The organism is Pseudoalteromonas sp. XI10, from assembly GCF_001469895.1.
Taxonomy (GTDB): Bacteria; Pseudomonadota; Gammaproteobacteria; order Enterobacterales; family Alteromonadaceae; genus Pseudoalteromonas.
On the sequence record NZ_LOPY01000021.1, the window covers coordinates 127,340 to 141,044 of the forward strand.

Here is a 13,705-nt window from a genome sequence, read left to right on the forward strand (position 1 = left end):
AATGATGAATAATAAAGAAAGAAAAGAGCTAATCTTAAACTCGCTTGATGAGCAATCCTTCGATGATATCAATGATGCATTTAGCCATATTGGTGGTGACGTCAGCGCTTTAGAGGCCGTCCCGTTCGGATTGAGAAATGAAGTGATACGAATATTTGAAGATCTTGCCGATGGTGTAATTAATTCTAAAGAGTCCATTGAAAGGCTTCATGCATTTGTGAGTTCAGTGCCTGATTAAACCTCTAACTCCTTTAAGGAAAACGGCGCGCGAAACAAGTTTCACGCCTACGTTGTAGCAGCGGCTTTATGCCGCGTCATTGATAAATTTTTACGAGAAACGAGAAACGAGAAACGAGAAACGAGAAACGAGGGATGAGAAACGAAATACGAGAGGCGAGATAAAACACGATGTAAAATCGCTGCTACACAATCAGGTCCATTCCAAATATAAAATCTGACTGGCTGAAGCCCGACTTACAATATAGGTCGTCATTTATGGCGACAAGGGGGGAGGTAGACGCGCATCTCGCATCTCGATCCTCGTAATTCGAACCTCGCAACTTTCCCCTTTGCCCCTTGAAACTTGCTAACTCAATTACTAACCTCACCCCTCACTATCTCTGCGCCTTTACTTAGCGCACTGAGTTTGGCGCTTGCTATGTGGCGAGGGAGGGGCGCCATACCACAATTTGTGCATGGGTAAAGCTTGTCGGCATCAACATACTTCAGGGCTTCGCGTAATGTATGTGCTACCTCATCAGGAGTTTCAATATCATTGCTCGCTACATCAATGGCACCAACCATCACTTTTTTGCCGCGTATAAGTGCTAATAGCTCAATGGGCACGCGAGAGTTGTGGCACTCAAGCGAAATAATATCGATATTCGATTTTTGAAGTTTCGGGAATACTTCTTCGTATTGACGCCATTCATTGCCCAGTGTTTGTTTCCAATCAGTGTTGGCTTTAATGCCATAGCCGTAGCAAATGTGCACGGCGGTTTCGCACTTTAAGCCTTCGATTGCTCTTTCTAGGCACTTAATACCCCAATCATTAACATCATCGAAGAACACATTAAACGCAGGCTCATCAAATTGAATAATATCAACACCCGCAGCTTCGAGCTCTTTCGCTTCTTGATTGAGGATTTTGGCAAATTCCCACGCTAGTTTTTCACGGCTTTGATAGTGGGCGTCATACAAGGTGTCGATCATGGTCATAGGCCCTGGTAATGCCCATTTTATAGGTTGCTTGGTTTGCGAACGCAAAAACTTGGCGTCTTCAACAAACACTGGTTTGCTGCGTGATACCGGGCCAATCACACTTGGTACACTGGCTTCGTAGCGATTACGAATGGTCACTGTTTTACGGTTCTCAAAATCAACGCCATTTAAGTGTTCGATAAAGGTCGTTACAAAGTGTTGGCGGGTTTGCTCGCCGTCGCTCACTATATCAACGCCAGCTTGTTGTTGCTCTTGTAAGGCAACACGCAGCGCGTCTTGTTTGCCGTCGATAAGTTCTGCACCTTGCAACTTCCAAGGTGACCATAAGGTTTCAGGCTCAGCAAGCCAAGCTGGTTTTGGTAAACTGCCTGCTGTCGATGTTGGTAATAACTTTTTCATTTTTACTCTCATTAAATTGCGTAGTTGGCAGACCATTTTTCAAGTACTGATTGATAAGGCTTAATAAAGTGTTGCTCAGTAAATTTACCTTGTTCAATCGCCAGTTGGCTGCGCTCTTCACGGTCGTAAACAATTTGCGTGATAGAGTGATCGGCGTTTCTTAAATTGGGTTGATAGCAACTACCCGCCACGGCATTGGCGTTATAAATTTCTGGACGGTAGATTTTCTGGAATGTTTCCATGGTGCTAATTGTGCTGATCAACTCTAAGTTGGTGTAATCGTTCAGCAAGTCACCAAAGAAATAAAACGCCAGCGGAGCGACTGTGTTTGGTGGCATAAAATAGCGCACCTGCAAGCCCATTTTTTTAAAGTATTGCTCGGTTAATGACGACTCATTTGGTAGGTACTCTGCACCTAAAATTGGGTGTTGGTTTTCTGTACGATGGTAGGTTTTGTTATCAGACACGCTTAAACAAATAACCGGTGGTTTTTTAAAGTGCTGCTTGTAAGTCTCTGAGTCAATAAAGTATTTAAATAGTTTACCGTGTAAGTCACCAAAGTTTTCGGGAATGCTAAACTCGTTTTTCGCTTTATTATGATCAAGCAGCAGTACGCTAAAATCATAATCACGCACGTAAGATGAAAAGTTATTACCAACAATACCTTCGATACGTTCATTAGTTTGGTGATCAATGATATTAGTTTTTAGTACTTCAATTGACGGGAATGCCTCTGTGCTTTGTGCAATTTCTAAATCAACAGAGATGATCTCAAGCTCTACAGAGTAGCGGTCGCCTTGCGGGTTATCCCAGTTTGCTAGCGCATTAAAGCGGCTATCAATCATTTTTAATGCATTACGCAAATTCTGTTGGCGACTTTCACCGCGAGCTAGGTTTGCAAAGTTTGTGGTAAGTCGTGTGCTATTTGACGGATGATAATTTTCGTCGAGGCAAATGCTTTTAATTGTAAATCTGAAATCGTTGTTCATGGCAATGTATCCAAAAGTCCTGAGATAAATGATTGCTGCTCACCTTCCTTAAATCGCTAGGTCATTAACCTTAGGTTGCTCTGCAGCGGTAATGAATTTATACGTGGTCAGCACCATGAAGAAAAACGTTTTTATTTCAGGTAAAACATGAGGCAGATTCATGCTGCTTTGTTGTTTTAGTTCTAAAACAGCAACTGAGAATGAAAAAATGTTTCAAAGTTAACTTGGACATCTAGATTTCTAAAGTGATTTATTGGAGTTGCAGTAATTTCATATAAAACGTGAGTAATATTCACTACTTAACCCTACTTTTGAGAACAACCCCGTACTTTATTGTTGTTATACTCGGTTTCCTAAACCAACAACACAGACAAATACAATGAATGAATTAATCGTGCTTATTATTGCCTGCGCCATACTTGGTAGCGGGGTGGGCTTTTTAGCGGGGCTCTTAGGGATTGGTGGAGGCCTAGTGATTGTGCCCATATTAAGCATGATCTTGCTGCACTTTCAGGTGTTACCTGCTGAGCAAGTTGTGCTGGTGGCGATTGCTACATCGCTTGCCTCAATTCTTTTTACTTCAACGTCATCAGCTATCGCTCACCATAAAAATGGTAATGTGCCTTGGCAATTGGCTCCGTGGGTTATGACTGGGGTTGCACTAGGCGCGCTTATCAGTGGCTTTTTGGCTTCGCTATTACCCGCAAATGTGGTGCGCATTGTATTCGCTTTGAGTGTGGTGCTTATTGCATTAAAAATGATTTTCAGCAGTAAAAGAGACAGCCAATCAACACGAACGCTACCTAATAAAGGCCTTTTGACATTTTATACAACTATCACGGGTGCTCTATCAGCCATGATAGGTATTGGCGGTGGTGCGGTGCTTGTGCCGTTACTAACGTTTTTCTCGGTTGATATGAAAAAAGCCATTGGCTGTGCCTCGGCGTGCGGTATTGTCATTGCGCTATTTGGATCTGTGGGCTATATCAGCTCGGGCAGTCAGTACTTTACATTAAAAGAGGGCTTTGCAGGCTTTGTTTATTTACCGGCCTTGTTTGGTATTGTTTGTACTTCGTGGTTTACCGCACCATTAGGTGCAAAAGCAACGCATCATTTGCCTGTGCCTACCATCAAGAAAATCTTTGCGGGGCTTTTGGTAATTATGGCTGTGAATATGCTTACAAAGTAGTTAGTTTTAACCACTAAATCTACTTTGCGATTTATTTAAAGTTAGCAGTGCTTTTTAAACCAACACTCAAAAAACTCTATAAACGATTTCACTTGCCTAGGTTGAAATTGCCTGCTTGGATATATCACCTGTAGGCCGACACTTTTTTTATCGCTGTGGCTAAAGCCTCGAACATACTCATCTAGTATCAAAATGAGGTCGCCTGTTTTGAGATCATTTTTGATATCAATGTATGATTTTAAGGCTATGCCATGGCCTTGATTTGCCCAGCGTCTTATCACTTCACCGTCTGAGCATGAAAGGTAGGGAGCTACTTTAATAGAAAAGTGCGTGTTATCTACCTCAAAATGCCAGTCATTTAGTGGTTGCCCAAGCCGCTCAAGTACAAGGCAACGATGATTTTTTAAATCTTCGGGATGTCTTGGCAAGCCAAACGATTCTATATAGCTAGGTGAGGCGCATAGAACACGGCGGTTATTACATAGCGGGCGGCTAATCAAGTTACTATCAGGCAAATTGCCGAATCTAAATGCCAGATCAATGCCTTCCTCAACAATATTGGTAACCCCATCTGTCAGTACTAAATGCGGTTTAACGCCTGGGTGATTATTGATGAATTCTGCTAATGCGGGTGCAACAAACTGGCGACCAAAGTCTGATGTGGCAGATAGTTTTAGCTGGCCTCTTAGGCTTTGTTGCGACTCTTGAAGTATGTTTTCAGTATTTTCGACTTCTGCTAATACTCTTAAACAGCCACTATAAAAACGTTCGCCTGCATCTGTTAAGGCAATACTGCGCGTATTACGCGTTAACAATCGCGTATCGTAATTTTGCTCAATTTTATTAATTCGTGCTGTCATACTTGCAGGCGAAAGCCCCAATTTTCTTCCCGCAGCGGCTAAACCTCCCGCTTTTACAACGTGAACAAAAAGCGCCATATCATCAATTTTTGACATTATTCTTCAGTTTTAGTGAATACTGATTTAACTCTAAGGCTAATTATCAATTTAGTCAAAATAGTTAAACTCATTTCATCACTTGAAGGAGATAGAAATGCAGCTTAATCACGCTCTGCTTTTAGCAACGAATATCCAGCACATGGCTCAGTTTTTAGAGTCGTCGTTAGGCCTTAAAAAGGGGCCAAGGCCAGCATTTGGTTTTGATGGTGTTTGGTTATATGACGACTTGGATACGCCATGCATTCATATAGCAGCTAAGTTTGGCATAAATGAATCGCAATCTAATTACTTAACCCAAGCTTCGGTATCAACAGAAGCAGTTGGCTTATCAACGGTTGACCACCTTGCTTTCTTTGCAACTGATTATCAAGAAGTTAAAGCACGGCTAGAAGCAACTTCAATACCATTCGTTGAGCGGGAAGTGCCGGCAGCGAATGAGCATCAAGTGTTTATTCAAGGGCCTGATGGCTTAAAAATAGAAATTTTATTTACACGCAGCGAGCTTATTTAAAAGGTATACACATGAAAAATAGAGTATTTAATATAGACCAAATTGGTCATCATAAAACCGCAAATAAAATAGTGATGGCTCCTATGACCCGTTCACGTACGGCTCAACCAGGCGATATTCCGACAAGTCTAATGGCAGAATATTATGCGCAACGAGCCAGTGCGGGTTTTATAGTATCAGAGGCGACGCAAATTTCTGCACAAGGAAAGGGCTACTCATTTACCCCCGGGATTTATACTGAAGAGCAAATCAATGGATGGCGCAAAGTAACGCAGGCTGTTCATCAGCAAAATGGACTCATTTTTTCTCAGTTATGGCATGTTGGCAGAATGTCGCATAGCGTCTTTCATCCAGACGGCTTGCCGGTTGCGCCAAGTGCTATTGCCCCAAATGCGCAAGTATGGGTGGTTGATGAAAATGGCGAAGGCCAAATGCTTGATTGTCCTACACCCCGGGAATTATCGACCAATGAAATTAAGGGCATTGTTGAAGACTATAAACAAGCTGCTTTAAATGCGATTGCAGCAGGGTTTGATGGCGTTGAGGTACATGCAGGCAATGGCTATTTAATCGATCAATTTCTAAGGCAAACATCAAACAAACGTACCGATGAATACGGCGGTAATATTGAAAATAGAGCAAAGTTCGCGCTGCAAATCATTACCGCAATTAGCCAAGCTATCGGCCCAGAAAAAACGGCTATTCGATTAGCTCCTTTTATAACGCAAAGAGGCATGGATGATCCGCAAGCAATCGATGCCATTTTATATTTAGCTAAAAAGTTTGATGAACTTGGCATTGCTTATCTGCATTTAGCGGAAGCTGATTGGGATGATGCTCCCCTCGTAACCGATGAGTTTAGAGTTAAATTGCGTGAAAGCTTTGGTGGCAAAATAGTGGTGGCAGGTAATTACACATTAACAAAGGCCGATAAACTCATTGGTGAAGGCTTAGTTGACTATGTTGCATTCGGCAGAAAGTTTATTGCAAACCCTGATTTACCTTATCGTTTAGAGCACAATTTACCTCTGAATGAAATATCAGATCCTACTACTTTATTTGGTGGTGATGAGCGAGGTTACACAGACTACCCAGTATATCAGGGGAATAAATGATGAAATTTTTAAAGCCAATTTTAGTTGCTTCTGGGCTTGTTTTAAGTTGCTTAGGTGTCGCTCAAGCGAAGGAGGCAACATCTGTATTTTGGCCTGATGATGCTCAACTTGTGATCTCTATTTCGATGCAGTTTGAGGCAACAGCGCAAGACCAATCAGATCCAGGCCCGTTTCCACCCCAAGAGGAGGGTTATCCAGACACTATTTCACCTTCTTGGTACCAGTACGGCATGAATGAAGGCATACCGAGACTGCTAGATTTATGGGACAAGCATCATATTAAAGTAACCTCACACATGGTTGGCCGAGCTGTTGAGTTAAACCCTGAGTTAGCAAAAGAGGTCGTGCAGCGCGGGCATGAAGCATCAGGGCACGGACAAACTTGGACCCCTCAATACTCTATGAGTGAAGAGCAAGAGCGACAGTCATACATAAAAAGTGCAAATATCATTGAAAAAGTAACAGGGCAGCGGCCTGTGGGGTTTAATGCATTTTGGATGAGGCATTCAAAAAATACACTCAAAATCCTTAAAGAATTAGGTTTTATTTATCATATAGACGACTTATCCCGTGATGAGCCATCGCTAACACCTGTTGGAAATGACGACATTGTTGTTGTTCCATACACTTTTCGAAACAACGATATAGTTCGATACACTGGCAGCACAGCCATGACTGGTAAGGCGTATTTACAAGAGCTTAAAGACGAGTTTGATGTGCTCTACAAAGAAGGCAAACAACGCAGACGAATGATGTCTATCAGTGCTCACGATAGATTAGCGGGCACTCCCGCTAGAGTGAAAGCGTTGGATGACTTTATAACCTATGCAAAGCAGCACAAGGGGGTTAAGTTTATGCGTAAAGATGACATAGCAAAATGGATTCTACGCCAAGACAATGTGCCAAAAAACTCACCCCGAACTTTTGAAGAGGATTTGTTATGAAATACACACTAACCTTTATTGCATTACTTTTATCTGGCTGTGCCTCACAGCAGCAAATGGGTGAGTTTGAGGATGTAGTAATCGCAGATCATCACTGCCCAGGGGAAATAGATCGAAGCTATAACACCACGATTTATAGCTCAGACGAACCTGAAAAAATTGGCAAAACTGAAGTCACTACACATTGCACTCCAGTTAAAACAGAAACTGAATTTGAAAGAGACTTAAGGGAGCATCAGTAACTTCTTTAAACTCCTCAAAATATATTTGCTAAGGCTGCAATTATGCTTGTTAAATAGTATTAACGTATTAATTCGACAACACGAAAGTCGTTTGTTAGTGTCAGTTAAGCCGTTTTTAGGCTGCTTAACTGACTTTTTCGAAAGCTGTAGGCGCTAATTAAGGACTATTTTTTAAGGAAAACTCTATGGATCGTCGGTACTCTCAAGCGAGTAAAAAAACGCTAAGCTCTTTATTTGTCGCTCTATCACTAATGGCTTTACCAGTGACTGCAGAGCCTGCAAAACCTCTTGAAACTCACCATGCTTACATGAGCCAAGTTCTCAATGCAAACCAACAAGCTCCCCTTACAGGTTTTGCACTTCATGTGATTGTTGATGATGGACATGCTTTTTCAACGGCCAAGCAAAGTAAAGAAAATGCGCCGCAAGTTATTAACCCAAATAGTTTATTTAGAATTGCCAGTGTGACTAAAACTTTCACTGCGGCAACGGTGCTACGTTTGCACGAGGAAGGAAAATTAAACCTTGATACAACGCTTGATAAGTTAATTTCTGACGACTTTTTTGCGCTTCTTGAAGGCGATGGCTATGCCCTTGATAAAATAACGATAAAGCAAGTGCTGAGTCATACGGCAGGGTTATATGATCACGCTCAAAGCGACCAGTACTTAGCTGGCATAATGGCAAATCCGCAGCAAGATATTACGATGCGCGAGCAAATTAAAGGGTGTGTAGAGTGGGGCGACCCAGTTGGTAAACCTGGTGAGCGTTTTTCATACTCAGATACCGGTTATGTGTTACTCGGCCATATTATTGAAAGAGTGACAGATTTACCGCTACCTGAAGCGGTTCGTCAAAACTTAAGTTTCGACAAAAATCGTATTGAAAATGTGATCTGGGAACGTGGTGATTCGGTTGCTGTGGATGAGTCTCGTCGCGTACATCAATACTTGCACGGCACCGACACCTTTAATTGGAGCCCAACAGTTGATTTATATGGTGGCGGTGGGCTTGTTGCCAGCCCAATCGGTATGGCTAAATTTTATCATGCTTTATTTTCAGGCAAGGTCTTCAAACATCCTGAAACGCTCAAACTCATGCTATCGGATAAAGGCTTACCAGCAGATAGTCCTTATCGTTTGGGTGTATTTGCAAAAGAATATAACGGCACTTTAGTTTATCAACATGGTGGCTTTTGGGGCACTTTGGTGATGTATGAACCAACAACGCAGGTGGTGGTCGCAGGGGCTGTTACTCAGCAAAAAGACTACGCCAAGCTTGAAAAAGTAATGAGTGACTATTTGACTTTACAAGTAAAATCAGCACTCTAAACACACTAAAATCTAAGCTGGCGCACAGGTGCGCCAAGTTCTTTCTTCAGTTCAATTTAAGCTAAGTCATTATATAAGAAAAATAACTTGCACATCCAATATAACAAAAATATTATATAACCAAATTGTTATGGAGTGAATCGTGAAAGTTCTCTTTTTATGTACAGAAAATTCAGCCCGATCAATTATGGCTGAGGCGTTGCTTAAACATCATGGTAAAGGTGAGTTTGAAGTATTTAGTGCGGGCACAGAACCTTATGCGGTAGACACTCGTACGCTTGCGGCTATTGAGCATTTTGGCTTAAAAACCGATGACTTACACTCAAAGCACTTAAATGATGTAACTAACCTGCATTTTGATTATGTAATTACATTGTGCGACAAGGCAGCAAAAGAATGTGCAAATCGTGTTGATGGCACACATTGTTTAGGCTGGGACTTTGTTGATCCTAAAACGCGTCCTGAACCACACGCCTTTGAAAAAACCTTGCAAGAAATCAATGAGCGAATTAAACAGTTTGTGCAATCCCATAACAAAGAAAAACCAGTATCGATTTCGCCAACCACATTTTATAAAGCCCTTGCAGATGATATTCGTTTAAAAAGCTTACTGCTTATCGCCGTTGAGCAAGAGGTTTGCGTATGCGAACTAATGACGGCACTTAACGAGCAGAGTCAACCAAAGGTTTCAAGGCATTTAGCGCAACTTAAAAAACAGGGCATTTTGTCGGATAGAAAACACCAGCAGTGGGTGTTTTACTCTTTAAACCCGACCTTACCAATGTGGATGAAACAAACAATTACCTCGACCGTGGTAAACGAACCAAATTTCATAGAAAACGAGTTAGCAAGACTAAATGCGATGGGCGATGATCGCCCAACCCGTGTTGCTCGTTGCTGCAATTAAGGACTAAAAATGGGTGTTTTTGAACGATATTTATCTGTATGGGTTGCTGCTGCTATCGCCATCGGTGTGGCGCTTGGGGTGATGTTTCCGCCTTTATTTGAGTTAATAGCAAAAGCCGAAGTGGCCCATGTAAACATTGTTGTTGCACTGTTTATTTGGGTAATGATCTATCCGATGATGGTGCAAGTTGATTTTTCCACGATTAAAGAAGTCGGTAAGAATCCTAAAGGACTGATGCTTACTTTAATCATTAATTGGCTTATCAAACCGTTTTCAATGGCCGCATTAGGTTGGTTATTTTTTGAAGGGTTATTTGCTGATTTTGTTAGCCCTGAAACGGCGCAAGAATATATTGCTGGCATGATTTTGCTTGGTGTTGCACCTTGTACAGCAATGGTGTTCGTGTGGTCACAACTGACCAAAGGTGATGCAAATTATACCTTAGTGCAAGTGTCTGTGAACGACATCATTATGATTTTTGCTTTTGCACCTATTGCGGGGTTATTGCTAGGGGTGTCTGATATTCATGTACCTTGGCTTACACTGATGATTTCGGTTGTGCTGTATGTATTGCTGCCACTCATTGCCGGGGTATTAACACGAAAAGCTCTTAATAATTCAGCACAAAATGAGGCTGCTGTGCAGTCATTTTTAGAGAAAATTAAACCGTACTCAGTTGTTGGTTTACTGGCCACAGTGGTCTTGCTATTTGGGTTTCAAGCGAACACGATTTTAGCCCAACCGCTTAACATTGTACTGATTGCCATTCCACTTGTTTTGCAAACCTACGGTATTTTTGCAATCACCTATTTCATTGCGTTAAAGCTCAGGCTTAAGCACAACATTGCAGGACCAGCCTGTTTAATCGGTACTTCTAACTTTTTTGAGTTAGCGGTCGCAGTGGCTATTTCATTATTTGGTTTGCACTCGGGTGCAGCATTAGCAACCGTTGTTGGGGTTTTGGTCGAAGTACCTGTCATGCTGTCGTTGGTTGCAATAGTTAATAAAACAACACATTGGTTTAAAGAGTAATTGGGGAGTCATAATGCAATCACATCCATTTGATATTTTACAGCTAGAAACTGGGGCATTTATTTTTACCCCTTGCCCAGGCACAAAAGGCGTTGGCTTATCACAGTCTGTTGCTGATTTAAAAGCGGCAGGTGCAAAAGCCATTATTACTCTAATGTACGATGAAGAGCTTATTAAAAATGGCGCGCAGCAGCTTGCAATCGAATGTGAGCAAGCTGGTCTTAGCTGGTTTCAATTACCTATTGTTGATGATGACGCGCCAAGCGAAGCGTTTAGTCTAGCTTTCAACAAACACCTTAACGAGATTCTTGCCATCATAAAAAGCGGTGGTAGCGTGGCTGTGCATTGTAAAGGCGGTTCAGGCCGTACAGGCTTAGTTATTGGTTTATTAATGCATGAGCTTGGCTATGCTAAAAACGACATAGTTAATCAAGTGCAGGCTATTCGCCCTAAATCGTTGCATAACCCAGTACAACGTTCATATTTCGACAATTTTCAAAAAGTAGGAGCTTAACAATGGCAATTAAAGTAGGCATTAATGGTTTTGGCCGTATGGGCCGTTTATCACTAAGAGCAGCGTTTGCATGGGACGACGTTGAGTTTGTGCAAATTAATGACCCTGCGGGTGATGCAGCAACACTCGCTCACTTACTAAAGTATGATTCGGTACACGGTATTTGGCCTCATAAGGTTGAAAGTAGCGATAACGCTGTGATCATCGATGGCCACGAAATTAACGTTACGCAAAATAAAGCAATTGCAGACACTGATTGGTCTGGTTGCGATATTGTTATTGAAGCCTCTGGCGTAATGAAAAAAACAGAATTACTGCAAGCCTATCTTGATCAAGGTGTTAAGAAAGTTGTTGTCACTGCCCCTGTAAAAGAAGACGGTGTGCTGAACGTTGTAATGGGTGTAAATGATGACTTATACGATGTACAGCAGCACGATATTGTTACAGCTGCATCATGCACTACCAACTGTTTAGCGCCTGTGGTTAAAGTTCTGCAAGAAAAAATTGGTATCAAACATGGTTCAATGACCACTATTCACGATATCACTAATACGCAAACTATCTTAGATGCGCCCCATAAAGATTTACGCCGTGCTCGCGCATGCGGCATGAGCTTAATTCCAACTACAACGGGCTCTGCAACAGCGATTACGCATATTTTCCCTGAACTTAAAGGCAAATTAAACGGCCACGCGGTTCGTGTGCCTTTAGCAAATGCATCAATCACTGACTGTGTGTTTGAAGTTGAAAAGCCAACCACCGCTGAGCAAATTAACCAATGGATGCAAGAAGCCGCAGAAGGCCAGTTAAAAGGCATTTTGGGTTATGAAGAAAAGCCACTTGTTTCTATTGATTACAAAACAGATCCACGCTCAAGCATTGTTGATGCGCTATCAACCATGGTTGTGAACGAGACACAAGTTAAGCTGTATGTTTGGTACGATAACGAATGGGGTTACGCAAACCGCACCGCCGAACTTGCCCGTAAAGTTGCGCGATCACTACAAGGTTAAAAGCAATGACGCGTTTGGCTAATCTTCCCGCTGATATAAAGCAGTACTTAATTGTCACGGGGAATTACTGGGCATTTACGCTAACAGATGGCGCATTGAGAATGTTGGTGGTACTGCATTTTCATGCGCTTGGCTACTCGCCTTTGAGTATTGCCATGCTGTTTTTGTTTTATGAGATTTTTGGTGTTGTCACTAACTTAGTGGGCGGCTATTTAGGCGCAAGGCTTGGTTTAAACAAGACCATGAACATTGGCCTTGCCATACAGGTTGCAGCCTTGTTCATGTTGGCAGTCCCCCCTGAATGGCTGAGTGTTGCCTATGTGATGCTGGCGCAAGCGCTGTCGGGCATTGCAAAAGATCTCAATAAAATGAGTGCTAAAAGCTCAATTAAAATGCTGGTTGCTAGTGGCCAAGAAGGCACCTTGTTTAAATGGGTGGCGATACTTACGGGCTCTAAAAACGCATTAAAAGGTGTGGGCTTCTTTTTAGGTGGCTTACTACTGACATTAATGTCGTTTAAAGGCGCAATGCTCGCGATGGCAGCCACTTTGCTGGTGGTGTGGTGTTTTAGTATATATGCACTTAAAAATGATTTAGGCAAAGCCAAAAACAAACCTAAGTTTAACGAGATATTTTCAAAAAGCAGTTCAATCAATATCTTGTCGGCCGCGAGGTTGTTTTTGTTTGGTGCCCGTGATGTTTGGTTTGTAGTTGCACTTCCGGTGTTTTTATCGCAAGCCTTTGATTGGAACCACTGGACCGTGGGGGCCTTCTTAGCTAGTTGGGTCATTGGTTATGGGGCTGTGCAATCTTTTGCTCCTAAAATCATTAAGCTTAATAAGCAAACATCACCAAGTGCAGAAACAGTTAAGTGGGCATCACTGCTTGCTTTAGTCACCTTAGCCATTGCCCTTGCTATTGGTTTTGACTGGGCAGTAAAACCAATGCTGATAGGCGGGTTGATGTTGTTCGGCGTGGTCTTCGCGATTAACTCATCTTTGCACAGCTACTTAATTGTTAGTATGGCTGATGCCGATGGCGTGTCACTTGATGTCGGGTTTTATTATATGGCCAATGCCATGGGTCGCTTAATTGGTACTGTGTTATCGGGCTTAGTGTTTCAGCTTTATGGCTTAGCAGCTTGTTTGGCTATATCACTGTTATTTATTGTTATTACCGCCCTTATTTCGACTAAATTGCCAAAACAAATTTAGTTAAATCTAAACACGCCCTATAAAGGTAAGCATGCTTTCTTGCTTACCTTATTTTCTTAAATTATTTTGCAAAAATATTTGACCTGTCTACAGCTTTACACTTCATACTTATTGTATTCAAAAGC

15 protein-coding genes are annotated in these 13,705 nt (G+C 42.0%); 12 read left to right on the plus strand and 3 right to left on the minus strand.

What is annotated here, in order from left to right; translation table 11 throughout:
- Positions 1–4: 4 nt before the first annotated feature.
- A complete protein-coding gene (locus AUR67_RS05635; protein ID WP_058584491.1) occupies positions 5–238 on the plus strand; it encodes a hypothetical protein in 234 nt (77 codons plus the stop codon).
- Between the two features lie 353 nt (positions 239–591).
- On the opposite strand, the gene AUR67_RS05640 is transcribed toward AUR67_RS05635, so the two are convergent.
- Positions 592–1,620 carry a methionine synthase gene (locus AUR67_RS05640; RefSeq protein WP_058584492.1) on the minus strand — a complete coding sequence of 343 codons (1,029 nt, stop codon included), beginning with the start codon at positions 1,618–1,620 and terminating at the stop codon, positions 592–594.
- Positions 1,621–1,631: 11 nt separating this feature from the next.
- A complete protein-coding gene (locus tag AUR67_RS05645) occupies positions 1,632–2,609 on the minus strand; it encodes a DUF1852 domain-containing protein (protein WP_058584493.1) in 978 nt (325 codons plus the stop codon).
- A gap of 379 nt (positions 2,610–2,988) precedes the next feature.
- Here AUR67_RS05645 and AUR67_RS05650 point away from each other — a divergent pair, with 379 nt between their 5' ends.
- Positions 2,989–3,798, plus strand: a complete 810-nt coding sequence (locus AUR67_RS05650; RefSeq protein ID WP_058584494.1) for a sulfite exporter TauE/SafE family protein — start codon at positions 2,989–2,991, stop codon at positions 3,796–3,798.
- 41 nt (positions 3,799–3,839) lie between these two features.
- Here AUR67_RS05650 and AUR67_RS05655 read toward each other — a convergent pair whose 3' ends face one another.
- The gene (locus AUR67_RS05655; protein WP_201024574.1) at positions 3,840–4,754 is read right to left on the minus strand and encodes a LysR family transcriptional regulator; all 915 of its coding nucleotides are present in this window, start codon (positions 4,752–4,754) and stop codon (positions 3,840–3,842) included.
- A gap of 97 nt (positions 4,755–4,851) precedes the next feature.
- On the opposite strand from AUR67_RS05655, the gene AUR67_RS05660 reads away from it, so the two are divergent.
- The 10 genes from AUR67_RS05660 (at position 4,852) to arsJ (ending at position 13,580) form a co-directional block, all read left to right on the plus strand.
- On the plus strand, positions 4,852–5,268 hold the full coding sequence (locus tag AUR67_RS05660; protein ID WP_058584496.1) for a hypothetical protein: 417 nt from the start codon (positions 4,852–4,854) through the stop codon (positions 5,266–5,268).
- Positions 5,269–5,279: 11 nt separating this feature from the next.
- Complete coding sequence (locus AUR67_RS05665) at positions 5,280–6,383, plus strand: alkene reductase (protein ID WP_058584497.1); 1,104 nt, start codon at positions 5,280–5,282, stop codon at positions 6,381–6,383.
- Positions 6,380–7,327 (plus strand): polysaccharide deacetylase family protein, encoded by a 948-nt coding sequence (locus AUR67_RS05670; protein ID WP_152996492.1) that lies wholly within the window; start codon positions 6,380–6,382, stop codon positions 7,325–7,327. The genes AUR67_RS05665 and AUR67_RS05670 overlap by 4 nt, the downstream gene beginning before the upstream one ends.
- A complete protein-coding gene (locus AUR67_RS05675) occupies positions 7,324–7,569 on the plus strand; it encodes a hypothetical protein (RefSeq protein WP_058584498.1) in 246 nt (81 codons plus the stop codon). The genes AUR67_RS05670 and AUR67_RS05675 overlap by 4 nt, the downstream gene beginning before the upstream one ends.
- A gap of 185 nt (positions 7,570–7,754) precedes the next feature.
- The gene (locus AUR67_RS05680; protein WP_058584499.1) at positions 7,755–8,900 is read left to right on the plus strand and encodes a serine hydrolase domain-containing protein; all 1,146 of its coding nucleotides are present in this window, start codon (positions 7,755–7,757) and stop codon (positions 8,898–8,900) included.
- Between the two features lie 187 nt (positions 8,901–9,087).
- The gene (locus tag AUR67_RS05685; RefSeq protein WP_235591797.1) at positions 9,088–9,807 is read left to right on the plus strand and encodes a metalloregulator ArsR/SmtB family transcription factor; all 720 of its coding nucleotides are present in this window, start codon (positions 9,088–9,090) and stop codon (positions 9,805–9,807) included.
- A gap of 9 nt (positions 9,808–9,816) precedes the next feature.
- Positions 9,817–10,839, plus strand: a complete 1,023-nt coding sequence (arsB, locus tag AUR67_RS05690) for an ACR3 family arsenite efflux transporter (protein WP_058584501.1) — start codon at positions 9,817–9,819, stop codon at positions 10,837–10,839.
- A gap of 13 nt (positions 10,840–10,852) precedes the next feature.
- On the plus strand, positions 10,853–11,353 hold the full coding sequence (locus tag AUR67_RS05695; RefSeq protein ID WP_058584502.1) for a dual specificity protein phosphatase family protein: 501 nt from the start codon (positions 10,853–10,855) through the stop codon (positions 11,351–11,353).
- Positions 11,354–11,355: 2 nt separating this feature from the next.
- The gene (locus AUR67_RS05700) at positions 11,356–12,366 is read left to right on the plus strand and encodes an ArsJ-associated glyceraldehyde-3-phosphate dehydrogenase (protein WP_058584503.1); all 1,011 of its coding nucleotides are present in this window, start codon (positions 11,356–11,358) and stop codon (positions 12,364–12,366) included.
- A 5-nt stretch (positions 12,367–12,371) separates the two neighbouring features.
- The gene (arsJ, locus tag AUR67_RS05705) at positions 12,372–13,580 is read left to right on the plus strand and encodes an organoarsenical effux MFS transporter ArsJ (RefSeq protein ID WP_058584504.1); all 1,209 of its coding nucleotides are present in this window, start codon (positions 12,372–12,374) and stop codon (positions 13,578–13,580) included.
- Positions 13,581–13,705: the final 125 nt, after the last annotated feature.